Annotated in this window: 20 protein-coding genes, 1 pseudogene and 2 riboswitches; of the genes and pseudogenes, 8 read left to right on the top strand and 13 right to left on the bottom strand. The window is 71.2% G+C overall.

The genetic code is table 11. The features are described 5' to 3' along the window. Positions 1–13 precede the first annotated feature (13 nt). From KCH48_RS27835 to KCH48_RS27825, 3 genes are all read left to right on the top strand, one after another. The gene (locus KCH48_RS27835) at positions 14–964 is read left to right on the top strand and encodes an N-acetylmuramoyl-L-alanine amidase (protein WP_210577638.1); all 951 of its coding nucleotides are present in this window, start codon (positions 14–16) and stop codon (positions 962–964) included. 158 nt (positions 965–1,122) lie between these two features. Then, the gene (locus tag KCH48_RS27830) at positions 1,123–1,944 is read left to right on the top strand and encodes a DUF5336 domain-containing protein (protein WP_210577637.1); all 822 of its coding nucleotides are present in this window, start codon (positions 1,123–1,125) and stop codon (positions 1,942–1,944) included. A gap of 117 nt (positions 1,945–2,061) precedes the next feature. Further along, complete coding sequence (locus tag KCH48_RS27825) at positions 2,062–3,072, top strand: LLM class F420-dependent oxidoreductase (RefSeq protein ID WP_210577636.1); 1,011 nt, start codon at positions 2,062–2,064, stop codon at positions 3,070–3,072. A gap of 26 nt (positions 3,073–3,098) precedes the next feature. Here the strand turns inward: KCH48_RS27825 and KCH48_RS27820 are convergent, their stop codons facing one another. The 3 genes from KCH48_RS27820 to KCH48_RS27810 are packed head-to-tail and all read right to left on the bottom strand — an operon-like array spanning position 3,099 to position 6,761. Further along, positions 3,099–3,833: a hypothetical protein gene (locus tag KCH48_RS27820; protein ID WP_210577635.1), complete on the bottom strand. Its 735-nt coding sequence runs from the start codon at positions 3,831–3,833 to the stop codon at positions 3,099–3,101. Positions 3,834–3,864: 31 nt separating this feature from the next. Then, positions 3,865–5,439, bottom strand: a complete 1,575-nt coding sequence (locus tag KCH48_RS27815; protein WP_210577634.1) for a substrate-binding domain-containing protein — start codon at positions 5,437–5,439, stop codon at positions 3,865–3,867. Then, on the bottom strand, positions 5,436–6,761 hold the full coding sequence (locus KCH48_RS27810; protein ID WP_210577633.1) for a hypothetical protein: 1,326 nt from the start codon (positions 6,759–6,761) through the stop codon (positions 5,436–5,438). Before KCH48_RS27810 ends, KCH48_RS27815 begins: the two co-directional genes overlap by 4 nt. Positions 6,762–6,902: 141 nt before the next feature. On the opposite strand from KCH48_RS27810, the gene KCH48_RS27805 reads away from it, so the two are divergent. Further along, on the top strand, positions 6,903–7,190 hold the full coding sequence (locus KCH48_RS27805) for a hypothetical protein (protein ID WP_210577632.1): 288 nt from the start codon (positions 6,903–6,905) through the stop codon (positions 7,188–7,190). An 81-nt stretch (positions 7,191–7,271) separates the two neighbouring features. On the opposite strand, the gene KCH48_RS27800 is transcribed toward KCH48_RS27805, so the two are convergent. Genes KCH48_RS27800 through KCH48_RS27790 form a run of 3 tightly spaced genes read right to left on the bottom strand, consistent with a single transcriptional unit; the run spans position 7,272 to position 10,461 of the window. Then, the gene (locus KCH48_RS27800) at positions 7,272–8,342 is read right to left on the bottom strand and encodes a prenyltransferase (protein ID WP_210577631.1); all 1,071 of its coding nucleotides are present in this window, start codon (positions 8,340–8,342) and stop codon (positions 7,272–7,274) included. Beyond that, positions 8,339–9,088: a class I SAM-dependent methyltransferase gene (locus KCH48_RS27795; protein WP_210577630.1), complete on the bottom strand. Its 750-nt coding sequence runs from the start codon at positions 9,086–9,088 to the stop codon at positions 8,339–8,341. Before KCH48_RS27795 ends, KCH48_RS27800 begins: the two co-directional genes overlap by 4 nt. Beyond that, the gene (locus KCH48_RS27790) at positions 9,082–10,461 is read right to left on the bottom strand and encodes a glycosyltransferase family 4 protein (RefSeq protein WP_210577629.1); all 1,380 of its coding nucleotides are present in this window, start codon (positions 10,459–10,461) and stop codon (positions 9,082–9,084) included. The genes KCH48_RS27795 and KCH48_RS27790 overlap by 7 nt, the downstream gene beginning before the upstream one ends. A 219-nt stretch (positions 10,462–10,680) precedes the next feature. Between KCH48_RS27790 and KCH48_RS27785 the strand changes: the two genes are divergently transcribed. Together KCH48_RS27785 and KCH48_RS43225 are read left to right on the top strand one after the other, a co-directional pair. Beyond that, entirely contained in the window at positions 10,681–11,304 is a 624-nt protein-coding gene (locus tag KCH48_RS27785; protein WP_210577628.1) for a TetR family transcriptional regulator, read from the top strand. Between the two features lie 270 nt (positions 11,305–11,574). Beyond that, positions 11,575–12,015: pseudogene (locus tag KCH48_RS43225) on the top strand (LuxR C-terminal-related transcriptional regulator); the annotation flags it as partial. Here KCH48_RS43225 and KCH48_RS43485 read toward each other — a convergent pair. From KCH48_RS43485 to KCH48_RS27750, 6 genes are all read right to left on the bottom strand, one after another. Continuing rightward, complete coding sequence (locus KCH48_RS43485) at positions 11,941–14,073, bottom strand: ABC transporter ATP-binding protein (RefSeq protein WP_246885976.1); 2,133 nt, start codon at positions 14,071–14,073, stop codon at positions 11,941–11,943. The pseudogene KCH48_RS43225 and the gene KCH48_RS43485 overlap by 75 nt on opposite strands. Further along, positions 14,066–15,778 (bottom strand): ABC transporter ATP-binding protein, encoded by a 1,713-nt coding sequence (locus tag KCH48_RS27770; RefSeq protein WP_210577626.1) that lies wholly within the window; start codon positions 15,776–15,778, stop codon positions 14,066–14,068. The genes KCH48_RS43485 and KCH48_RS27770 overlap by 8 nt, the downstream gene beginning before the upstream one ends. A 132-nt stretch (positions 15,779–15,910) precedes the next feature. Further along, the gene (locus KCH48_RS27765; RefSeq protein WP_210577625.1) at positions 15,911–16,039 is read right to left on the bottom strand and encodes a SapB/AmfS family lanthipeptide; all 129 of its coding nucleotides are present in this window, start codon (positions 16,037–16,039) and stop codon (positions 15,911–15,913) included. A 35-nt stretch (positions 16,040–16,074) separates the two neighbouring features. Then, positions 16,075–18,768: a class III lanthionine synthetase LanKC gene (gene lanKC / locus KCH48_RS27760; protein ID WP_210577624.1), complete on the bottom strand. Its 2,694-nt coding sequence runs from the start codon at positions 18,766–18,768 to the stop codon at positions 16,075–16,077. Positions 18,769–18,894: 126 nt separating this feature from the next. Beyond that, a riboswitch (TPP riboswitch) is annotated at positions 18,895–19,077 on the bottom strand. 64 nt (positions 19,078–19,141) lie between these two features. Beyond that, entirely contained in the window at positions 19,142–19,375 is a 234-nt protein-coding gene (locus tag KCH48_RS27755) for a ferredoxin (RefSeq protein WP_210577623.1), read from the bottom strand. A gap of 4 nt (positions 19,376–19,379) precedes the next feature. Then, positions 19,380–20,837 carry an aldehyde dehydrogenase gene (locus tag KCH48_RS27750; RefSeq protein WP_210577622.1) on the bottom strand — a complete coding sequence of 486 codons (1,458 nt, stop codon included), beginning with the start codon at positions 20,835–20,837 and terminating at the stop codon, positions 19,380–19,382. A 181-nt stretch (positions 20,838–21,018) separates the two neighbouring features. On the opposite strand from KCH48_RS27750, the gene KCH48_RS27745 reads away from it, so the two are divergent. Together KCH48_RS27745 and KCH48_RS27740 are read left to right on the top strand one after the other, a co-directional pair. After that, a complete protein-coding gene (locus KCH48_RS27745; RefSeq protein WP_210577714.1) occupies positions 21,019–22,047 on the top strand; it encodes an MBL fold metallo-hydrolase in 1,029 nt (342 codons plus the stop codon). Between the two features lie 34 nt (positions 22,048–22,081). After that, complete coding sequence (locus KCH48_RS27740; RefSeq protein ID WP_374104718.1) at positions 22,082–22,519, top strand: nuclear transport factor 2 family protein; 438 nt, start codon at positions 22,082–22,084, stop codon at positions 22,517–22,519. Here the strand turns inward: KCH48_RS27740 and KCH48_RS27735 are convergent. Continuing rightward, complete coding sequence (locus KCH48_RS27735) at positions 22,509–23,171, bottom strand: phosphotransferase (protein WP_246885975.1); 663 nt, start codon at positions 23,169–23,171, stop codon at positions 22,509–22,511. The genes KCH48_RS27740 and KCH48_RS27735 overlap by 11 nt on opposite strands. Positions 23,172–23,337: 166 nt before the next feature. After that, positions 23,338–23,412: riboswitch (cobalamin riboswitch) on the top strand. Positions 23,413–23,648: the final 236 nt, after the last annotated feature.

Genomic DNA, 23,648 nt, shown 5'->3' with positions numbered 1-23,648 from the left:
TAGAGTCGCAGACGTGTCGTACGTAGGCCCTGACTTCGAACCGCCCCGCCCCCGCCGTTCCCGGCGCGGGCCCCTGACCGTCGCTGTTGCCGCGCTCGTGCCGGGTGCGTTGCTGGGGTGGCTGGTGTATGAGGCGGTGGGCGGTACGGGGGGTGGCGGCGGCGAGGACGACCGCCCGCAGGCGTCCTCGACCAGCTCGCCGGCCGCGGCTTTCCCGACCGAGGAGGCCGCCTCCCCGACCGAGGACGGCAAGGAGCCGAGCCCGACGTCCCCGCCCGCCAACCCCTCCGGGCCCCTCGCGGGCAAGGTCGTCGTCATCGACCCCGGCCACAACCCCGGCAACTTCCAGCACACGTCCGAGATCAACCGCAAGGTGGATATCGGGACAGGCTTGAAGGAGTGCGACACTACAGGCACTTCCACCAACGCCGGTTACACGGAAGCCAAGTTCACACTCGACGTGGCCCACCGCATGCGGGCCCTGCTCCAAGCCCAGGGCGCCACGGTGACGTTGACCCAGGACGCCGACCGCCCCTACGGCCCCTGCATCGACGAACGCGCCCGCATCGGCAACGACGCCCGCGCCGACGCCGTCGTCTCCGTCCACGCGGACGGCTCCGGGACCGGCAACCGCGGCTTCCACGTGATCCTGCCCGGCTCGGTGAACGCCGGTGCCGCCGACACCCGCCCCATCGTCGCCCCCTCCCGCGACCTCGGTGAGCGCATCGCGGGCAACTTCGTGCGTTTCACGGGCTCCCCACCCTCCAACTACGTCGGCGACGGCACCGGAGTCGTCACGCGTAAGGACCTTGGCGGTCTCAATCTGTCAACGGTTCCCAAGGTGTTCATCGAGTGCGGCAACATGCGCGATAGCAAGGACGAGGCGCTGCTCACCAGCGGCGCGTGGCGACAGAAGGCGGCGCAGGGGATCTCTGAGGGGATTGTGAGTTTCCTGCGGGGGTAGTGCTCAGCGGGCTGATCCCTGCGGACACCCTGGTCGGGCGGACGATAGTGTCGTCCTTACGATGAGGGGCCACCCCCGCGCTTCACACCGGGGCCTTACGGCGACATGGTGACAGCGACGCCTCTACCTACGACGAGACGACCTACGAAGGACCTGAAGTGAATATCCGCTCCCTCACTCGAGGCGACGGCGTGGTGATCGGAGCAGCGGTGTTGCTCTTCATCGCGTCGTTCCTCAGCTTCTACACAGCCGAAGGTGTCTCCGACACCCCGAACGCGTGGGAAAGCCTCTACACCGGCATGGGCGTCTACCTGGGCGGAGTCGTCGGCGCCGCCTTGATCGTCGTCAACCGTGTCCTGCCGCAGCCGCGCAAGGTCGCCGGCCTGGACCTCGGGACGGTCGGCGCAGCCTTCTCGGTCTTCGTTACGTGGATGCTGCTCTGGTTCCTGATGGACGTTCCCGAGAACATCGAGGCCGGATCTGGTCTCATCCTCGGCTTCATTGCGGCCCTCGTCCTCGCTGCCGGCGCCATCGCCACCCCCCTTGTCCCCGCCCTCCAAGCCGCCCTCCTCCCGGCCCCCCGCCCCGCCGCCCCGCAGCCCTACGGCGCCCAGCCCCCCGGCGGCTACGGCTACCCGGGTGCCGGTGCCCCGCAGCCCGGGCAGCCCGGTCAGCCCTTCGGCGGGCAGCCGCAGGCGGGCCAGCCGGGCCAGCCCTACGGTGGCCAGCAGCCGCAAGCCCCGCAGCCTCAGGCACCGCAGCCTCAGGCGCAGCCCGGCGGTGACTTCTCGCCGTTCTGGTTCGCCGTGCCCGTGCCGCGCCCTCTGTTCGCGGAGGACGGTTCGCAGCAGCCGATCGCCGAACTGGCGCCGGGGACCTGGTACCTGGCCGTCGAGCAGCGTGGTCCGGGGCTGGTCGCGCAGACGCAGGACGGTCGTCGGGGTGTGCTGCAGGACACCTCCGGGATTCAGCGCGGCTGAGACCGGCACGTAGCCGTACCGGCCGTACTCCGGCCCCTCACCCTTCCCGGTGAGGGGCCGTTGTCGTACAGTCGCAGCCCCCACACATCAGCTGACACTCCGTCAGGAGGAGGGCGTATGCGGCTCGGTCTCGCACTCGGTTACTGGGGGCGTGGCCCCTCGTCCGACCATGTGCCGCTCGCTCAGGAGGCCGAGCGGCTTGGCTACGACTCCGTGTGGACGGCTGAGTCGTGGGGGTCGGACGTCTTCACGCCGCTGACCTGGATCGCCGCGCAGACGTCGAGGATCAAGCTGGGTACGGCCGTTGCGCAGATGGCGGCGCGGTCTCCCACCACCACCGCCATGCATGCGCTGACCCTCGACCATCTCTCCGGTGGGCGGATGATGCTCGGGCTGGGGCTGTCGGGGCCGCAGGTGGTGGAGGGGTGGTACGGCCGTCCGTTCCCGAAGTCGCCGCTGACCGCGACCCGGGAGTACATCGATGTCGTACGGCAAGTCCTGCGCCGCGAAGCCCCCGTCGCGCTCGACGGGCGCTTTCACTCGCTTCCCTATCGGGGCGAGGACGGTTCCGGGCTCGGTAAGCCTCTCAAGCCCATCACTCATCCCCTGCGCGCCGAACTCCCCATCCTGCTCGGCGCGGAGGGGCCGAAGAACGTCGCGCAGACGACCCGGATCGCCGACGGCTGGCTGCCGCTGTACTGGTCGCCGACCCGGCCCGAGGCGTACGAGGCGTCGCTGGCCGACCTTCCTGAGGGCTTCCTCGTCGCCCCCATGGCCCGGGTGCACGTCTGTGACGACCTCGCCGAAGGGCTCCTCCCCGTCAAGACGATGCTGGGCTTCTACATCGGCGGCATGGGTCACGCCTCCCGCAACTTCCACGCCGATCTGATGGCGCGGATGGGGTACGAGGAGGAGGCGCGGCGGATTCAGCGGCTGTTCCTGGAGGGGCGGCGGGAGGAGGCCGTACTCGCCGTTCCGGACGCCTTCGCCGACGAGATCTCCCTCGTCGGACCACGCGAACGGATCGCCGAGCGACTGGAGTTGTGGCGGAAGGGGCCGGTGACGGATCTGCTGGCGCTGGCGCCTGACCGGCGGTCGTTGCGGGTCTTGGCTGAGCTCAACGCGTAGGCGCGGGGCGGGTGTTCACCACTTGCTCACCACTGGAAGATGGCGACTGGGTCCAGCGTGAGTTCGGCCGTCCTGTCGTTCCATGAGCGCACCAGGCCCAGACAGGTGGCGGGGAACTTCTCGTCCTCCGAGTAGTCGTCGACCGGGAACCTCCTGCGGATCCAGCGCTGCTCGCACGTGATCTTCACATGCGCGGCCGTCCCGCCGGTGCCGTAGCGGGCGCGCAGCACGAAGTCGTCGCGGTCGGTCCTGCGGACCGTGAAGAGGCCGGAGACCGAGATGTAGGTCCCGCCTCTGACGTCCGTCAGCGCCACGCCCTCCGCGGCGGCGTCCCGCAGCTCGTCGGCGAGGGCGGCGGTGAGGACGAGCCGTCCCTTGGCAAGGTCGGCGTCCACGACCCTGTCCTGCTCCCGCAGCCTGTCCATGATCAGGGCGATGGTCTTCATCGGCGTGCTGACATCCGGCCTCTCGATCTTGGTCGAGGAGTCCGAGGTCTGCTCCAGTCTGCCGCTGACGCCGGAAACCGTGCCGGTCACACCTCCGCCGCGCGAGGCTTTGACCTCGTGGGACACCTGCGCATCCGACCTCGGTATCAGGAGCACGTCCGCGTCGTCCTCGACCTGCTCCTCGTCCAGATAGAAGCACCTTCCGGAGACCGCGTGCCCACGCGGGTTCCTCCTGCGCCAGGCCTTCGCCAAGCGTCTCACCACGTACCAGAGGACAACTCCGAAGCAGGCGGCAGTCGCGAGCCAGACGACCATCCACGGCCACCTCATGCTCCACCACTGACTGTCAATGACACCCACGGATCTCCTTGAAAGCGTCGGAGAGTGAGGAAAGGCCGGCGTCGACCATGCGGCCGCCGGTCGCGGTCGCGGCCTTCTCGAGGGCTCCGGCGTCGGCCTCGCCGAAGTGGACGGGGAAGGTGGGTACTTCGCGTGCGTCGGGCGCGAGCCGGGAGTGGCGGCGCAGGAACTCCGTATAGCCGATGCCCGCGTTGCTCTCGCCGTCCGTCATCAGCACGATGGACACGGGCCGTTCGGGTGCCGCCTTCACGGCCGCCGCGGCGATGCGGTAGCCGCGGTCGAGGGCCGACCATACGGCGGTGGCGTCGTCGAAGTCGTCGGCGGCCACCACTTGGTCCAGGGCGCGGAGATCGCCGTCCCCGCGCACGATCACCGTGCGTTCCTGAAGGACGCTGCCGCCGAATCGTACGACTGTGAGGTGCTCGCCCCGGTAGAAGCGGGCGAACTTCCCGGTGGACGTGGGGTCGGCGCCGCTGAGGTCGGCGAAGGCGGCACGCAGGTCGGTGATGCGGTCGCCGCGCATGGAGGTGGAGAAGTCGAGCAGGAACACCACTTGGTCGGTGGTGGCGCTCGCGGGGTCGCCGTAGTCGGCGACGAGTCGCTCGACGACGGACAGCCGGTCGGGGAAGGCGAGCGCGTTGCCGACCGGTGCCTGGAGGGGCTGGGCGGGCGTGACGTCCTGGTTGACGGGGCGGCGCCAGGTGCGCTTCATCAGCTTCTGCTGCGTGTCGGCGCTCAGCAGCCAGTCGACGACTTTGCCGTACGCGGTCCGCTGGTCGGAGTTCAGGAGCAGCAGCGGGAAGTCGGACAGCACCATGCCGTCCTCGGGGTGCACGATCTGGAGCGGCTCGCGCAGCTTGTCCGTGGCGTTCAGGGACAGCAGTTCGGACTCGTGCGCGATCAGCGCGTCGGCGTCCTTCTGATTGCGTACGTAGGCGTCGACCAGCTCGCGCGAGCTGGCGCCTGTGAGGGTCTGGCCCGAGCGGAAACCACGCAACCGGTCGCAGGAGACGTCCTGTTCGCGCAACGCGCTGCCGGTTCCCGCCGCCGCCGTCGCGACGCCGACGAGGGCCGCGCGCCCGGTGTCGCTGCGGCGCGGGTCGGCCATCCCGAACCGTACGGTCCCGTCGGCCGCCGCGTCCGCGAGGTCCGCCCACGACAGCCGTCCGCCGGGCACCTTCGCCTTCAGGGCCTCGGCGGTCCCGGGGGCGAGCCCGACCACCACCGGCGAGCGCATGATCGGGGTGGACTCGGGCCGGGTGGCCCGCTCGCCGGAGTCCTCCAGGCGCAGCAGGAAAGAGCGGTCGGAAGTGGGCCAGGCCAGGTCGTACGACGGCTTCCGGGCGCCCGCGAGATCGGCCGTGGCCCGGTAGTCCATCTCCAGCTGCACGCCGGTGTCGTCCTTCAGCTCGCCCAACAGGGGTTCCAGGTCGGCGAGTTCGGGGCTGGCGAGGACCCGCAGGGTGACGTCCTCTTCGCCCGTGCCGCAGGAGGTGAGGGTGGCGAGGAGGGCCAGCGTGAGGGCCAGGGAGGCGGTGACGGTGCGGGCGTACCGGCTCATGGGGCGTCCCGTTCGGGCGGTGAGCATCCGCCGACGTCATCGATGATCCGCTCCAGGACCTCCAGGTCGGGCTCGTACATCGCGGTCTGGTCGGGGTTGTCGACCGGCGCCTGTATCCCGTGCTCGCGCAGATACGTGTCGAGTTGCCTGCCGGTGCCGTCCTCGCCGGAGGCCCGGACGCGGAAGCCCAGTTCGATGGCGCGTCGACGCAGGTCGCGGTCCTCCTTGATGAGCTCGACCAGCCGGTCTCCGTTCTCGCTGAGGGAGATGAGCTGCGGCTTGGTGAGGGCGGAGGGAGAGGGGTAGAGCAGGACGCGGCGGGAATCGCGCTGCTTCTTCTTGCTCACGTAGTCGATCTGGTGGGCCAGGTACTGGTGCTCGTAGATCAGGGCGATGGGGACGGTGTCGCCTACGTCGGAGAAGTAGCTCTCGGCCTGTTCGTCGTCCCACATTCCCTGGAGGGTGATGAGGGGCTTGATCTTCCGGGCGACCTCCTCGGCCTCCTTGATGGCGGCCTTGTCGTTCTCGTCCGCACCCGGTGTGCTGTCACCGTTCGCGACGAAGGCGAGGATGCTGAGGTAACTGCCCGCGGAGTTGGACTCGCAGACGTCGGATGTGCGGACCAGGACACGGTTGCCGTTGCTGCGCCCGTTGCCTGTCTTGTCGAAGCCGATGCCGTTCCAGGTGTCGGCGCGTTCCTTGATCCTGTCCTTGTCCTGGTGGGCCATCTCGCGTCCCTCGTGCAGGCCGTCGAGCAGTTCCATGAACCCGGCCATGTTCAGGTCGTAGTAGAGCGTCTTGCTGCCGTCCGTCGTCGGCTGCGCGGTGGCCACGCCCGCCTTCTCCAGGGTCTCGGCGTACTGCCGGAACGTGCCGAGCACCAGCGGTGTGACGAAGGGGCGTGCCGAATGCACCGATCGCTTCTGCCGGTTGAGGATCAGCCTGGCCGCGGGCTGGCCGGACGGGAAGACCACGTCCATGCCGTCCAGGGACTGCTTGGCGATACCGAGGGAGCCGAGCCGTTTGATGTCGACGCGGATGCCGTGCTTCAGCAACAGCCGCTGTACTTCGGGGTCTTTGAAGTAGTCGGACTTGGAGGCCATGAGGGAGTGGAGGGTGATGACACGGTCGAACGGGCGCAGTGCGTTGCCCGTGACGAGCAGGGCGATCAGTCCGGTCAGGGCGAGTGGCAGGGCGATGGCGACGTGGAGGGGTAAGCGCCGTCGGCGGCGTTCCCTGCTTCGGGTGGCGAGTCGTGGTTCCGCTGCGGCGCGTGGTCTGTCGGCTTCGGATGTGGCGTGCGGTCTGTCTGCTTCGGACACCGGCTCTCCTGCCCTCTCCGGGGGCAGGATCATCGGTGGTCATCTCTAACACCGGCCCCTGGTAGGGCCGATTCCGGTGGAACGGAGGGTTAACGGCAGTCGACTTGGTTTGATTCAGAGTTCAAGGGCAATCCGCAAGGTATGTCTCCTACCTCTGGCTCCAATCAGGCCGGGAGGGTCATCGCCCTCGTCGCCGACGTCATGGCCGGCATCCTCGGGCTGTGGATCCTGATGTATCTGCTGGATGCGAACGGCGCGAACGACTTCGTGCAGTTCATCCATGACGCGGCCCGCTGGCTTGCCGGCTGGTCCCATGACCTGTTCACCTTCGACGAGCAATGGGCGCGGGTGGTCTGCGGTTACGGCCTGGCGGCGGTCGTGTACTTGTTCGTGGGACACGCCCTAGCAGGCCGAATCAGCAAGCACTGAGCGCTCCGCGGGAGGGGCCGGTGGATCACTGCGGGTTCGTCGTGGCTGGTCGCGCAGTTCCCCGCGCCCCTTCGGGGCGCTTCAGCCACAGCAGTCCGGGTCCAGCCCCCTCGGCAACCGCTCCCCACTGAACACCGCGCACGTTGCCTCGTCGCCGCCCAGTGCGGCTACCGCGAGAAGAAGGGAGCCGGCTGTCCAGGTGGTCAGTTCGCGGGGCCAGACCTTGCGGTCCTCGAACACGTAGCCCGTCCAGTAGAGGCCGGTCTCCGGGTCCCGCAGGTGCTGGATGGACTGCAGGATGTCCAGCGCGTGGTCGGACTCGCCCATCGCCCAGAGCGCGAGGGCGAGTTCGGCCGACTCCCCGCCCGTCACCCACGGGTTGGGGACGACGCAGCGCACGCCGAGGCCGGGCACGACGAAGCGGTCCCAGTCCGTCTCGATCCGGGACTTGGCTTCCGCGTCCGTCAACGCGCCCCCCAGCACTGGGTAGTACCAGTCCATCGAGTAGCGGTCCTTGTCGAGGAACCGCTCGGGGTGCCGGCGGATCGCGTGCCGCAGCGCGCCGACCGCCAACTCCCAGTCCGGCTGCGGCTCTTCACGCTGTTCGGCGATGGCGAGAGCGCAGCGCAGTGCCTGATGGATCGACGAACTCCCGGTCAGCAGCGCGTCGTTGACGCCCGTGCCGTCGTCCTCGCGCTTCCAGCCGATCTGCCCGCCCGGCTGCTGGAGGCGCAGCACGAACTCGATCGCCGCGTGGACGACGGGCCACATGCGGTCCAGGAACGTGTCGTCGCCGGTCGCGAGGTAGTGGTGCCAGACGCCTACGGCCGCGTAGGCGACGAAGTTCGTCTCGCGGCCCCGGTCGGTGACCGCACAGGCTTCGCCGTCGTGGTACGCCGCGTACCACGAGCCGTCCTCGTTCTGATGGGCCGCCAGCCACAGGTACGCCCGCTCGGCGGCCTCGTGTTCACCGGCCGCGTCCAGGCCCATCGCCGCCTCGACGTGGTCCCACGGGTCGAGGTGGTGCCCCCGGAACCACGGGATCGCGCCGTCCTCCCGCTGCACGGCGAGGATGCCGGCGACGGTCGCGGCGGCCTCCTCCGCGGTGAGGACCCCGGGCAGGACGAGGTGTTCTGTCCGGGGGGTGGTCACTTGGCGGCCACCTCGGCTTCGGCGAGACGCGGGAGGTGGGGCTTGGTCGCGTAGACCACGAAACTCTTGCCGATCAGCGGGTTGAGCGCCTGCTCGGCGACCCTGGTCGCCAGGGGTTTCTTCATGATGTCCCAGACCAGCAGCTTGTGGTACGCCTTGACCGGCAGCGCCTTGTCGTTGTCCACGCCGAACGCGCACTTGAGCCACCAGTAGGGGCTGTGGAGGGCGTGGGCGTGATGACTGCCGTACGGCTTGAGCCCCGCCTCCTTGATCTTCCCGATCAGTTCGTCCGCCTTGTAGATGCGGATGTGGCCGCCCTCGACCTCGTGGTAGGCGTCGGACAGGGCCCAGCAGACCTTCTCGGGGCCGTAGCGGGGGACGGTGACCGCGATCCGCCCGCCGGGCTTCAACACCCGCACCATCTCCGCGAGTACGCCCTTGTCGTCCGGGATGTGCTCCATCACCTCGGAGATGATGACGACGTCGAAGGACTCGTCCGGGAAGGGCAGCGCGAGGGCGTCGCCCTCCATGGCGGTCGCGGTGGCCCCCTCCGGTGCCTCCCCCGCCTCCTTCATCGCCGCGAACCACTTCGCGACCTCGCTGATCTCCTCGGCGTTCTGGTCCAGCGCCACGACCTGCGCACCCCGCCGATAACACTCGAACGCGTGCCGGCCGGCACCGCAGCCGAGGTCCAGCACACGGTCGCCGGGGGCGAGCGGGAACCGGGAGAAGTCGACGGTCAGCACGTGGCCCTGCTTTCGCGATCGGATACAACGTCAACAGCTTCTGCGGCGGCGGAGCGGCCGGGCGGCGTGGCGGCAGAGGGCGCCATCGCCTCGCGGTAACGGGACACCGTGCCCTCGGCGGCCCGCGCCCAGGTGAAGTGCTTCAGCACTCGCTCACGGCCGGCGCGCCCCAGCCGCGCTCTCAACTCCGGGTCGCCGAGCAGCCGGTTCAGGCCGGTGGCCAGCGCGCCCGGGTCGCCCGGCGGCACCGCGAGGCACGTCTCGCCGTCGCGTCCGGCGACCTCCGGGATGGCGCCGCCGGTCGTGGCGAGCAGCGGCGTCCCCGTGGCCATCGCCTCGGCGGCGGGGAGGGAGAAGCCCTCGTAGAGGGACGGCACGCAGGCGACCTGGGCGGAGCGGATGAGGTCGACGAGTTCGGCGTCGGAGATGCCCTTGACGAACTCGACGGCGCCTTCGAGGCCGTACCGCTCGACGGCCTGGGCGACCGGCCCCTCCGTGGGGCGCTTGCCGACGACGACGAGGTGCGCGTCGGGGTGTTCCGTACGGACCTTCGCCAGCGCCTCGACCAGGAACACCAGGCCCTTCAACGGCACGTCCGCACTCGACGTCGTCACGATCCGCCCCGGCACCTGCCGTACCGCGGGATTCGGCGAGAACAGGTCGGTGTCGGCGCCGATATGGACGACGTGGATACGGTCCTCGCGGACGCCGAGATCGTCGATGATCTCCTGGCGGGACGTGCCGGAGACGGTGAGCACGGACGGCAGGCGGCGTGCGACGCGCTTCTGCATGCGGGTGAAGCCGTACCAGCGGCGCTTGGACCACCGCTGCTGCCAGCCCTCGGCCGCGTCCAGCTCCAGGCGGCGGTCCACGGTGATCGGGTGGTGGATGGTGGTGACGAGGGGGGCGCCCACGTCGCCCAACAGGCCGTAGCCCAGGGTCTGGTTGTCGTGGACGACGTCGAACTCGCCGTGCCGGGCGCGGAGATGACGCCGGGCGCGGAGGGAGAAGGTGAGGGGTTCGGGGAAGCCGCCGGTCCACATCGTCGCGACCTCGAGCGCGTCGATCCAGTCGCGGTACTCGCCGGGCCTGGGGTTCCGGAAGGGGTCCGGGTGGCGGTAAAGGTCGAGGCTGGGGAGTTCCGTGAGGCTCAGGGCGTCGTAACCCTCGTCCAGGACCGGGTACGGCTGGGCGCCGATGACCTCGACGCGGTGACCGAGGCGGGCGAGTTCGCGGGAGAGGTGCCGTACGTAGACGCCCTGGCCGCCGCAGAACGGGTTCCCTTTGTAGGTGAGGAGCGCGATACGGAGCGGTCGCCCGCCGTCGGCTGCCGGATCCTCCTCGGACCCCGCCTGACTGGCCTCAGCGGTCACTCTGGGCCCCCTTCTCCACGCACTGTCCCGCGAGATTACGCCGGGACGCTAATCTAGAACAAGTTTCAGACTTGATCGTTCAAGAGGCTCTGAATCTACCGGCAGGTAGGGCCGCTGTGAGCGGAGGATCAGGTGATTCACGCCACGACGGCGCGACCCCACCGAGCCTGCCATGCTGTCTGATCGCACGCCCTCACGGACTGTCACGGAACGGGACCCATGCCTGCGGACGCCAGTACCTCGCACCCCGCCTCTCCGCCCCTCACCGAGCGGCAGGAGGCACGTCGCCGTCGCATCCTGCACGCGAGCGCGCAGCTGGCGAGCCGGGGTGGTTTCGACGCGGTGCAGATGCGGGAGGTCGCGGAGTCCTCGCAGGTGGCGCTCGGCACGCTGTACCGGTACTTCCCGTCCAAGGTGCATCTGCTGGTCGCCACGATGCAGGACCAGTTGGAGCACATGCACGGCACGCTGCGGAAGAAGCCGCCGGCCGGGGAGACGGCGGCGGAGCGGGTCGCGGAGACCCTGATGCGGGCGTTCCGCGCGCTGCAGCGCGAGCCGCATCTCGCCGACGCGATGGTCCGCGCGCTCACTTTCGCGGACCGCAGTGTCTCGCCCGAGGTCGACCAGGTGTCCCGTCAGACGACCGTGATCATCCTCGACGCGATGGGCCTGGAGAACCCCACGCCCGAGCAGCTCTCCGCCGTCCGCGTCATCGAGCACACCTGGCACTCGGCGCTGATCACCTGGCTCTCGGGCCGTGCGTCCATCGCCCAGGTGAAGATCGACATCGAGACGGTGTGCAGGCTGATCGACCTGACGACCGAGCCGACCGAACCGGCCTGACGACCGGACCGCCCGGGGAACACGCCCAACTCCCCTGTCTCCCTTTGCATGTCCAGATTTGGGCCCATGTTCGCCCACGCCGCGGGTATTCGCCCGCCAGTATGGACAGCAGCACACCGGACGAAGTGACCGGTACACGGAACCACGGGACCGAAGGAGCGGGACGTGATCCGGGTATTCCTGGTGCACGACGAGTGTCTCTTACGCTCGGCGCTCGCGGACTGGCTGGCGCGGGAAGGGGACCTGGACGTCTTCGACGCGCCGTGGCACATGGCATCGAAGTGTGTGCGGTCCTTGTCCCCGGACGTGTGCGTGGCGGACCTGAGCTGCTCCGACCCGTACGACATGCCTCCGCTGGAGGAGCTGCCGCTGGGCCTCGGCGCCCCCGACCGGCCCCCTCCGGATCCCGGACCCTGCCGGCTGCTGGTGCTCGGCACCGCGAACAGACCGGGGCCGCTGAGACGGGCGGTCGAGGCGCGGGCCCTCGGCTACCTCAACAAGGAGGGGTCGCCGCAGCAGTTGGTGACCGCCGTCCGGGCCGTCGCGAAGGGTGAGCGATTCGTCGACACCTCGCTCGGCTTCACCTTCCTCAGGGCCGCGCAGATCCCGCTGACGCAGCGGGAGTTGACCGTGCTGTCACTGGCCGCCGCGGGCGCCTCGTTCGCCGAGATCGCGAGCAGCCTCCATCTGTCCAACGGGACCGTGCGCAACTACATGGCGGCCATCACCCGCAAGACCGGGGCCCGCAACCGGATCGACGCCATCCGGATCTGTCGGACAGAGGGCTGGGTGTGACGCCACGTCCGGGTGTGCCCCCACATCCGGGTGTGCCCCCTCCGCCCAGCTTCCCGCGAGATCGCGGTAGAGGGCGGACCGTGCGAGCAGCTCCTCGTGCGTACCGCAGTCGGTGTGCGCGCCGTCCATCACCAGGATGCGGTCGGCGCGGCGTGCCGAGCTGATGCGGTGTGCGACGACGACCAGGGCGCCCCCGGCCCGCGCCCGCGCCCGCCCGCGCTCGGCGAACGCACGCTCCGCACGGGCTTCGGCCGCGGGATCGAGATGGCAGGTCGCCTCGTCGAGCAGGACGAGGGCCACCGGGGCGAGATGGGCCCGCGCCAGCGCCAACAGCTGCCGTTCCCCCGCGGAGAGGGACCCGGGGTCCACCTGTCCGTCCGGCCCGCCCAGACGGGCGACGAGCCCGTCCGCCCCGACGGCGGCGCACGAGGCCGACACGGCGGCATCGGAGGGCGGCTCGGGACACAGATAGTCGACGTTCTCGCGCACCGTCCCCGTGAACACGTACGCCTCCTGCGGCACGAGCACCCGCAGGGCCGCCGACGCCTCCGGCTGCCGCCCGCTCACCGGCACGCCCGACAGCCGCACCTCACCCCGGTCCGGCTCCAGCACCCCCGCGATCAGCGCGGTCAACGTGGATTTCCCGATCCCGCTGGGCCCGGCCACCGCGAGATGCCCACCCGGAGCCAGATCGAGGTCCAGTCCGCGCAGCACCGGTTCCGCATGAGACCCGTAAGCGAAGGTGAGGCCGCGCACCGAGACGGCGGGCCGGGGCCCCGCGGCACCGGGTGCATCCCGATCGGGCGGAAGGGAGGCGAGGGGAGGCCGTGACTCGGCCGGCTCCGTGGCGAACGCGAGGCCGCGCACCGAGACAGCGGGCCGGGGCCCCGCGGCGCCGGGCGTATCCCGGTCGGGCGGAAAGGCGGCGAGGGGAGGCCGTGACTCGGCCGGCTCCGTGGCGAACGTGAGGCCGCGCACCGAGACAGCGGGCCGGGATGCCGCGGCGCCCGGCGTGTCCCGGTCGAGGAGCGGCCGTGGCTCGGGCGGCTCCATGCCGTCCGGGGTCAGGCGGTTCAGGACGACGGCGAGGCGGGCGGCGGCGGTGCCGAGGGACAGGACGAGGCTCTGGAGGGCGGGGAGCAGGGACTGGGTGAGGTAGGCGAGGGCGGCGACCAGGGCGCCGGGGGTGACGCCGTGGCCGAGCAGCCAGGGGGCGCTCGCCAGCAGCAGGACGACCGGCAGGCGGCCCGCGATCCCGACGGCCAGCTCCCGGAGGGTGCCCCAGCGGGCCAGGGCTCGGGCCGCCCGCAGCTCCGCGTCGATACGGCGGGCGGCGCCGGCTGCCACCTGGGGCTGGGCGCCGGCCGCCACGATGTCCCGCAGCCCGGCCAGCGCGGCGTCCAGGTCGGCTGTGACGGCTTCGTCGGCGACGAGGAAGGCGGTCTGCCGCCGGGCCAGCGGCCGCAGCGTCGCCGCGAACAGCGCGAGCCCGGCGACCAGCGGCGGTACGACGATCAGCAGCAGGACGGGGGCCAGTGCGAGCAGACCGGCCAGCGCCGCGACCGCCGCGAGCAGGAAGGTGCGGGAGACCAGCAGCAGGCCTGCCAGGGTGTCGCGGGCGATCTCCACCTGATGGGTCAGCCGGGACACCGCCGCCCCGTCCGGGTTCCGCAGCGCCCGGTGCACGATCCGGCACACGAGGTCGTCGCGCATCGGCTCCACGATTCCGGCCAGTGCCGCGTAGACCCGGGCCGTCCCGAACGCCCCGAGCACCACCGCGAGCGCGGCCCCGGCGAGCCAGCGCACACCGGTGCCGGGTTCGCCCCGCAGGAACCCGTCGTCGAGCGCACGGGCGAGCGCGTACCCGAGCAGGAAGGTCTGGGCGGTCTCCAGGACCGACCAGGCGAGCAGCCGTACGACGGCGCGCGGCGCGCGGCGCAGCTGCGGAAGCACCGCCCGGACGGTCTCAGGCATCGACGGGCTCCTCTGCGAACACCTCGCGGTAGGCGGGGAGTTGCCACAGCTGCGTGTGCGTTCCCACCGCACGGACCCGTCCGTCCGCCAGCCACACCACCTGCCGCGCGCGGGCGGCCGTGGCGGCGCGATGGGCGACGATCAGGCAGGTGCGGGCTCCGCGGCCGTGCAGGAGCGCGCGGGACACCTTCAGTTCGGTGACGGCGTCCAGGCTGGACATGGCGTCGTCGAGCACGAGCAGCCGCCCGGCATGCGCGAACGCCCGTGCCAGGCCCAGGCGTTGGGCCTCCCCGCCGGACAGCGGCGCGTCGGCGACGGCCGTGCCGTATCCCTCGGGCAGCCGGCGCACGTAGTCGTCGGCGCAGGCGGCGCGGGCCGCGTCGGCGACGGCCCGCTCGCCGGGGTCGTACGCACCGAAGGCGATGGTGCCGCCGACGGTGCCGCCGAGCAGGGCCGGCCGCGCGAAGGCGTACCCGGTCTCGCGGCGCAGTGTCCGACGGGTCAGCTCGGGGAGCGGGACACCGTCGAGGAGGACCGTGCCCGTGTCGGGGTCGGTGAGCCGCCCGGCGAGGGCGGCCAGGGCCGACTTGCCGCTGCCGGAGCGGCCGACGACGGCGACCGCCGTGCCGCCCGGCAGCCGCAGGTCGATTCCGCGCAGCACCTCCCGGCCCGCGTGGCGCAGAGTGACGCCGCGGAACTCCAGAGTGCCGTCGCCCGGCGGAAGTTCGCGGACCGCGCCGTACGCCATGACGGGCTGGTCGAGCACCTCGCCGAGCCGTAGCGCCGCGCCGCGGCCCCGGATCAGGCCGCTGAGCTCTTCTACGATCCCGCCGGCGCCGGTGGCCAGGACGGCGTACCGCCATGCGGCCAGCATGCCGCCGACGCTCAGTTCTCCGGCCGCGACCCGGAGTCCGGCGACGACGAGGACGGCGAGTTCGAGCAGGGGAAGGAGCAGGGAGGCCTGCGCGGTGGAGCGGCCCATGATCCGCCAGACGAGGTGTCCCTGCCGGGACAGTTCGGGCAGCGGCGCGAGGATGCGGGCCGCGTCCCGTTCGCGGGTACCGGCCGCGGCGATGGTACGGGCCCCGCGCAGCGCCTCCGTGAGGCGTCCCGCCATCTCGCCCTGGGCGCGCAGATAGCGGTCGGTGTGGTCGCCGAAGGTCCGGACGAAGACCTTGACGACCAGGACGAGCAGGGGCATCCCGATCAGCACCACACCGGCGGTGACGACATCGGTGAGGGCGAGGGCGACCAGCCCGCCGACCGGCGTGACGACGGCGGCCAGCGCGGCGGCGAGCGCCACGGGCACGGTCCCGGCCTGGGCGGCGTTTCCGACGAGCCGCGCCACGAGGTCCCCGTGCGCGAACCGTTCGCCGGCTCGCGGCCCGGCATCGAGCAGATGCCGCAGCACCGTTGTGCGGATCCGGGCCGTCGCTCCCGCGCTGCCACTGGCGGTCACCATGCCCTCCACGGCCCCGGCCAGGACGGCGACCGCGGTGAGGACGGCGCACAGCACCACCCACCTGCCCGCCTCACCCTGCCGTCCGGCCAGCAGCAGATCGAGGGCCCGCCCGGTCACGGCGGGCAGTGCGAGTGCGGTGGCGGCCAGCAGCACACCGGCCACCAGTACGGTCACGGCGGGCGCGGCGCCCTGCCGCACGGTGTCCCGCACGAACCGCCGTGATGCGGCGGGGACTTGAGACATGTGATCCCTCCTGACCCGCCTCGTCCTTCCGTCTGCCTCCCGTCGGCCTTTCATCGTCCTTCCGTCGGCATCGCACCGGCCCCGGGCGGCGGAGAAGCCGTCCGGGGCCGGCAGGGAGGCGGTGCCTCGATCTCAGCAGCTGAGCAGGCTCAGGCTGCTCTTGCCGGGGCAGCCGGTGACGCTGAGATTGCTGTTCGCGCCGCCGCCGTCCATGCCGTCGTCTTCGGGGACTTCGAGTGTCTGCAGGTCGAGCAGTGCCATGTCTGTTGTCCTTTCGTGGGGACGGGTTGTGTGTGTCACGACCCTTCTCGGGCCGGTTCGTGGGCCGCCGCGGCGGGCAGCGGCGGAAGGAAGGGGAGCGCCGCGGTGCGGCCGGGGCGGGCCGCGGTGGTGGCGAGGAGGCAGCCCGCGGTGCCGGTGGCCAGGTCCATGGAGAGGCGCATCATCTGCTCGCCGGGGAAGGCGAGTTCGCCCTCGTACGCCATGGCGTACCAGCCGAGTGCGGCGGTCTGCGCGTCCAGGTCGGCACGTGCGGCCCCCGTCCGGGCGAGGTGCAGGATCATTCCCGCGCGCCCGTGGAAGAGGCCGGGCTGCGCGTAGTACCGGGACCGGGCCGCCGGCGCGATGTCGCTGCGGGCCCGGGCGAACTCCTCGTCGTCGGGGCGGTGGACGAGGTAGTCCTCGATGACCGTGCCGATGCCGACACTGCCCGACCCGAGGTACGGCATGGTGCGGAAGCCCTCGTCCACGGCGAGGGTGCCGGTGTCGTCCCGTACGCACCGGGCGAGGTCGGCGCGGAGCGCGGACGCCGCGTGGTCGAGGAGCCCGCGGTCACCGGTGGACTCGTACAGCCGCAGGAAGAACAGCGCCGGTCCGGTCGCGCCGTCCAGCAGTCCCGCCCGCCCGCGCGCCGAGTGGTCGCGTTCCGCGAGGATGCGGGCCGCCGTGATCGCGTGGTCGCGCAGCCCCGGCTCCCCCGTCGTACGGGCCAGCTGGTCGAGGGTGAGCCCGAGGCCCGCGAGTCCGCCGTGCAGGCCGGGGGCGAGCCGCTGCCAGGGCTCGTCGAGGACGCGGCTCATGAGATCGAGCGCACGGCCGGTGTGTCCGAGGCGGTCGAGCAGGTACGCCACCCCGGCGAGGCCGTCGTAGAAGCCGGGCGGTGTCCCGTCGGGCGGCGGGTCTGTGTGGTCCAGGAGCCACTGCTCACCCTCCTCCCAGCGCCCGTTCCCCGTCTCGTCGAGCGCATAGAGGACTCCGGCGGCGCCGTACGCCATACCGAGGCCGCCGCCCTCGGAGAACTGGGCGATGTCACCGGGCACGAGCCGGTCGTCCCGGCCGGGCGTGGCGGAACGGAGGATCGCCCGCACCATGGACGCCGAGCCTTCCTGCCGACCCGCGGGATCGGCGGGGAGCCAGGACGCGGGGCCGGGCGCGGCATCGAACCGCCGGTCCTGGAGGCCGGCCCGTCCGCGGGCACCGCCAGGGCGGCCCACACCGCCGGCAGCCCGATCGCGAGCACCTGGCGGGGCGCCGGGCTTCCGCTCACCCGTGATGACGCGGACCGCCTCGTCCAGGAACTGCCGCGGCAGGTCCGGGAACTGGTCGGCCGCTGTCTCGGCGAGGTGGGCGGCCTTGCCGCGGTCGATGACGAGCAGGGACGTCATGGGCAGGAAGAGCGCGAGTCGCAGACAGGCGAGGGCGTAGTGGTCGACGTCGTGGCCGGCGCGGTCGGAGGGGGCGGCGAAACCGGGGTGGGCGATGGTCTGGCCGCGGTGTTCGCCGACGGGCGTGGCGGCCTCGAAGTCGAGCAGCCGGACGGTCCGGTCGTCCGGCGCGAGCATGATGTTGAGGGGGTGCAGGTCGTTGAAGACCAGTCCGCGCTCGTGCACGGCGGCAACGGCGGTCTCGGTGGCGCGGTGCACCTCTGACGCCCAGCGGGTGTACGTGGCGACGGCGTCCGGGTCCGGTTCGGGCTGGAGCAGCGGATGACGTCGCACGATCGCGGAGTTGAGGGTGCTGCCCGCCAGGAAGTCCATCACGAGGAAGCGGTGGTCGCCGAGGGTGAACCAGTCCCGTACTCCGGGCGCGACACCCAGCCCGGTGAGCCGCTCCAAGGCCGCCTTCTCCCGTTCCAGCCGGGTCACGGCATCCGCTCCGTCCACGGTGAGTCCCGCGTACGGCCGGGCCTCCTTCAGCACGACCTGCTCGCCGGTACGTACTTCGGTGCCGGCGTAGACCCCGCCCCCGTTGGAGAAGTGCAGCGCCCGTTCGATGCGGTACGGCAGGTCGCGGGTGCTGGTGGCGTTGCGCGCGTCGAGGTGCGGGCGCAGGAACTCCGGGAGCGTCACCCACGCGGGGGGCCGGAAGGCGGGGTCGCGCCGGTCGGGGACCAGCCGGCCGTCCGGGTCCTCGACGGCGGGGACGACGACGCCGTTCTCGTCGACGCAGTGGCGTTCGGTGAAGCCGCCGTAGCGCACATACAGCGGGCCCTCCTGCCAGCGCAGATCGCTGAGGACGGCGGGTCCGGGTTCGCCGGCCAGCAGGTCGCCCAACTCCTGGAGGGTCCGGTGGAGTTCGGTCTCGTCCGCCGGGTAGAGGGTGGCGAACTTGCCGCTGTCGCCGCGGGCGGCGTACTTGGAGTTGCGCAGGAGCAGCGGCTGGGCGCCGGGCACGAACTTGAAGGGGATGCCGCGCGGTACGCAGTAGTCCCACAGTCTGGCGGCGGTCTTCTCGGCGTTGTCCAGGCAGGCCGAGACGTGGATCTTCCAGCCCTGGCTCGGGAGCCCGGGGCACGGCGTGCCGTGCTCGTCGACCGGGGCGAGCTGGAGCCAGTCACCGGAGGTGAAGCGCCGCCAGCCTTCCGCGACCGGCCGCTGTGCGGCCTCGAAGAGGGCGGCGGTGCCGGTACCGGCGGCGACGGCGGGCAGACGGTCCGGTGTCTCGTAGAAGATCCGGTCGGCGAGACAGTAGATCTCGTAGCGTCTGTCCATCGGCCCTCCTCGGGGGCGGCGTGGATTCGAGAGTTCCACGCCGCCCGGCGAGGCGGACAGTCGCACATGTCATGAATCCGACATGCGAAACGCACGGGTCGGGGCACATGAATGACCGCATGCGAATGACCTACGAGACGGGTTCCCTTCGCCGGTATGACCCGGATCAGGTGACTGGGGGTCGCCTTCCGGTCGTCCCACTACTACGACCTTCCGGCCTCTCAGCCCGACCGTCGACGTCGGCAACGGCGGAGACTTCCGCCTTCCGCCAGAGTCGGCTACTTCGGTTGGACTCCCTCACTCGTCCCGTAGGCCTATTACTAGGATAAAACCCTCAAGGGGCGATGCAACCCCCGAAATGGAAATTTTCCGGCTAATCCTCCGGCGGGAACACCGGCTCGCCGCTCCCCAGCAGGGTGATCATGATGGCCTCCACCGGGCAGCCCTCCGCCGCCTCCAGGATCTGTTCGTTGGCGTCCGTCTCGGGTTCGACGGGGTGGGACTGCCGTCCGGAGTCGAGGCGGAAGCCGTCCGGGGCGTGGTGGAGGCACTGGGCGGAGCCGATGCAGATGGAGCGGTCGACCTCGACCTGCCAGCGGTCGCCCATGGCGCTACGCCTCCCAGCCCGCCGGGAGATGGATCATCTTGTGTTCGAGGTACTCGCCGTAGCCCTCCGGCCCGAACTCCCGGCCCAGCCCGCTGTTCTTGTAGCCGCCGAACGGGCCCAGCATGTCGAGGCTGAAGGTGTTCACCGAGTACGTGCCGGTACGGACCTGACGCGCGACCTCGATGCCGTGCTCGACGTCCGCCGTCCAGACGCTGCCGGACAGCCCGTAGTCGGAGTCGTTCGCGATCTTCAGGGCCTCGTCCTCGTCGCCGTAGGGGAGCAGGCAGATCACGGGCCCGAAGATCTCCTCCCGGGCGATCCGCATCGAGTTGTCGACGTCGCCGAAGAGCGTCGGCTCGACGTACCAGCCGCGCTCCAGGCCCGCCGGACGCCCGCCGCCCGTGAGGATCTTGGCGCCCTCCTCCTGGCCGATGCGGATGTAGTCGAGGTTGCGCTGCTGCTGGCGCTTCGCCACCAGCGGGCCGACCTGGGTGGCCGTGTCCAGCGGGTCGCCGACCACCAGCGCGCCCGCGGCGGCGGCGAGGGCCTCGGCGAACTCGTCGTAGCGGGAGCGCGGCAGCAGGATGCGGGACTGGGCGACGCAGGCCTGTCCGTTGTTCATCCAGGCGGCGGGGACGATCCCGGCGACCGTCGTCTCGACGTCCGCGTCCGGCAGCACGACCGCCGCCGACTTGCCGCCCAGCTCCAGCGTCACGCGGGTGAGGTTGCGGGCGGCCACCTCCATCACGCGCTTGCCCGCGGCGACCGAGCCGGTGAAGGCGACCTTGTCGACGCCGGGGTGCCCGACCAGGTACTCGCTGACCTCGCGGTCGGCCGGCAGGATCGACAGCACACCCTCCGGCAGCCCGGCCTCCTTCGCGATCTCGCCGAGGATGTACGCGTCCAGCGGCGACTCGGGCGACGGCTTGAGCACGACCGTGCAGCCGGTGAGCAGCGCGGGCGCGAGCTTGGCGGCGGCGACGAACTGCGGGACGTTCCAGGGGACGACGGCCGCGACGACTCCGACCGGCTCGCGGCGCACGAGGATCCGGCCGAGCACGCCGGTGCGCGTCTCCTCGTACACATAGTCCCGCGCGACCGTGATCGCCGCGTCCCAGACCATCATCGCGCCGAGCGCCTGCGCGAGGACGCTCCAGGAGTACGGCGATCCGTTCTCGGAGGAGATCACGCGGGCGATCTCCTCGTGCCGTACGGCGATCGCGTCCTTGATCCGGGTGACCACCGCGATCCGCTCGTCCAGCGACATCCGCGGCCAGGGCCCCTCGTCGAACGCGGTGCGCGCGACCGCGACGGCCCGGTCCACGTCCGCCGGCGACGCGTGCGGCACGCGTCCGATGACCTCTTCCGTATGCGGCGAGATCACCTCGATGACGTCCTTGCCGAGGGGGTCGGTCAACTCCCCGCCGATGAACAGCTGTCCGTGTTCCACGAGCTCGGTCATGGCCGACGCCTCCCGCGAGCTGACTCTGACGCTAACGCTTCTGACGGTTCATCAGATACGAAACTGATACCAGTTCCATTCCGAGGAGTCCACGGATCTCACACCACCGGGACGGATGACTCGGGCTACCTTCGGAACTCGTTCTAGTTATAGTGGCCCGGAGACGGCGATGGGGGAGCTCATGGCGCAGGTGTCCGATCACGGCGGTGGCGTGCGGTCGATCCAGGTCCCCATCCCCGACAACCCCCTCGGGCACACGCTCGTGTACGTCGTCGACACCGACCGCGGACCGGTCCTGATCGACACCGGCTGGGACGACCCGACGTCCTGGGACACCCTCGCCGACGGGCTCGCGGCCTGCGGGACGTCACCCGCCGGCATCCACGGCGTGGTCATCACCCATCACCACCCCGACCACCACGGCCTGTCCGCCAAGGTCCGCGAGGCGTCGGGCGCGTGGATCGCGATGCACGAGGCGGACACGGCGCTCGTACGACGGGCCCGCTCGACCGGCCCCGGGCGCTGGGCCTCGTACATGACCGGCAAGCTCACCGCGGTCGGCGCCCCCGAGGAACACATCGCGCCCCTGCGCTCCCCCCGCCTCCGCTCCGGCGTCCCCGGCCTCTCCCCCGCCCTGCCCGACCGCGAGATCGTCCCCGGCGAACTCCTCGACCTCCCGGGCCGCCGTCTGCGCGCGATCTGGACCCCGGGCCACACACCGGGCCACGTCTGCCTGCACCTGGAGGAGGAGCACCCCTCCCAACTCCCGGGCCACGGACGCCTGTTCTCCGGCGACCACCTGCTCCCCGAGATCACCCCGCACATCGGCCTGTACGAGGACCCCGAGGACGCCACCGTCACCGACCCCCTCGGCGACTACCTCGACTCCCTCGAACGCGTAGGCCGCCTGGCCCCCGCCGAGGTCCTCCCCGCCCACCAGCACACCTTCACCGACGCACCCGCCCGCGTACGGGAGTTGCTCACCCACCACGAGGACCGCCTCACCAGCCTCCTCACCCTCCTCGCCGAACCCCTCACCCCCTGGCAACTCGCCGTACGCATGGAGTGGAACCGCCCCTGGGACCAAATCCCGTACGGATCAAGGAACATCGCCGTGTCGGAGGCCGAGGCCCATCTGCGCCGCCTGGTGAAACTGGGGCGGGCGGAGGCGGTGACGGGGACGGATCCGGTGGCGTATGTGGCCGTGTGATCTGCCGGCGTGCGGGTGGGTTTAATTCATGACCATGGATGACCTTCTGGCCGCCGAGCGCGCCTGTGAACGCCTGATCATCGACTTCGTCCACCGCCTCGACCTCGGTGAACCGTCGTCCGTCGCCGACCTGTTCACCGAGGACGGCAGGTGGGAGTGGCCGGAGGGCGAGCGGGTGATCGAGGGGCGGGACGCGTTGCGGGAGTACTTCGGCTCCCGCCCTGCCGACCGGCTGTCCCGGCGCCTGATGACCAACGTCCTGGTGACGGTGACGTCCCCGGATACGGCGACCGCGACCTCCTACTTCACCACCCACCGCATCGACGGCCACCAGGGCGGAATGGCACCGGCGGGTCCCCCGGTCCAGGTCGGCCACTACGAAGACGCCTTCCGCAGGTCCGCCGAAGGCACCTGGCTGCTGACGTCCCGGACGCTCTTCCTCGCCTTCGCCGGGCCGACGCCTAGGGCATGAGCGACCGGATCAATTCTTCCGCCGTGCTGAGGAGTTCGACCTCTGTCCGGCTCATCGTCGGGTTGGCCGCGCGCCGTCGCCGGGCCTCTGTCAGCGCGTCCTCCGTGAGGTGGGAGGGGTCGGCGAGGAGGTTCGTGAGCAGGGTGGTGGCGGGGGCGGCGAGGGGGGTGTCGGTGACGGCGACCTGGGCGAGGATCATCGACGAGAGGGCCCAGTCCAGGGCCGGGTCGCCCTCCTCCGTGTTGGTCCAGTCGATCACTCGGGGGCCGTCGGCGGTGAGGATGACGTTCTCGGGGTGCAGGTCCAGGTGGAGGATGCGGGCCGTGCCGGAGCGGCGGGCGGGGATGGTGTGCAGGTCGCGGAGGAGGCGGGCGAGGATGGCGCCGCCCTCCTGCGGACCCAGCGAACCGGCGACGAGCGCCTCCAGCATCGTCGGGCCCGACATGCGTTCCATCACCAGGTCGGTCCGTGAGGAGTCGGACAGCCGCACGCGCGGGACCGGGTAGCCGTACGCGCGCACATGCTCCATCACGACACCCTCGGCGGCCTGGTCCCCCCATCCCTGCCGGCTGCGGCGCAGGACCCACGCCGCGTCGATCTCGTACACATCGGCGTCCCGGCCGGAGCCGATCAGTCTCCCCGGTGGCTGCATGGGCAAGAGGCTAAGCGGAAGCGCGCCCCATAGGGGCGCGGGGAACTGCGCGACCAGCCCCCACCGGCCCGCAGGCGAACCGCATGTCCCGCGGAGCGCTTGGCCACCCCTCAGCCGTTCGAATACGGGCCGGTAGAGTGGGCAGGTCGTCATCACACCCGTACGGGGGGAAGCCGGTGCGAATCCGGCGCTGACCCGCAACCGTGAACCGGTCGTCGAAGGCCGGTGAGCCGGACTGCCCCGCGCGGATCGTGACCGGCTCAGGTGTACCGGCAACCGGCCGGTGCACGGCACCGTCGAGGTATACGGAGCCGAGCCGCCCGGGGTGTCCCGTGTGCTGCCCGGCTCCCCGCAGGGAGAGCCGCTGGCGCGCGCCGGTGTCGAGGCGACGAACGCGCGGAGGCCCGAAGGGCTGAGCACGATCGTCGCCTCGACACCGGCTGCAGCGCGCCTGCGGCGAACCAAACAGCACAGAGA

This window comes from Streptomyces sp. GESEQ-4, assembly GCF_017948455.1.
Lineage (GTDB): Bacteria > Actinomycetota > Actinomycetes > Streptomycetales > Streptomycetaceae > Streptomyces.
Note: the sequence above shows the minus strand (reverse complement) of the source record. Positions and strands in the feature narration are given on the sequence as shown.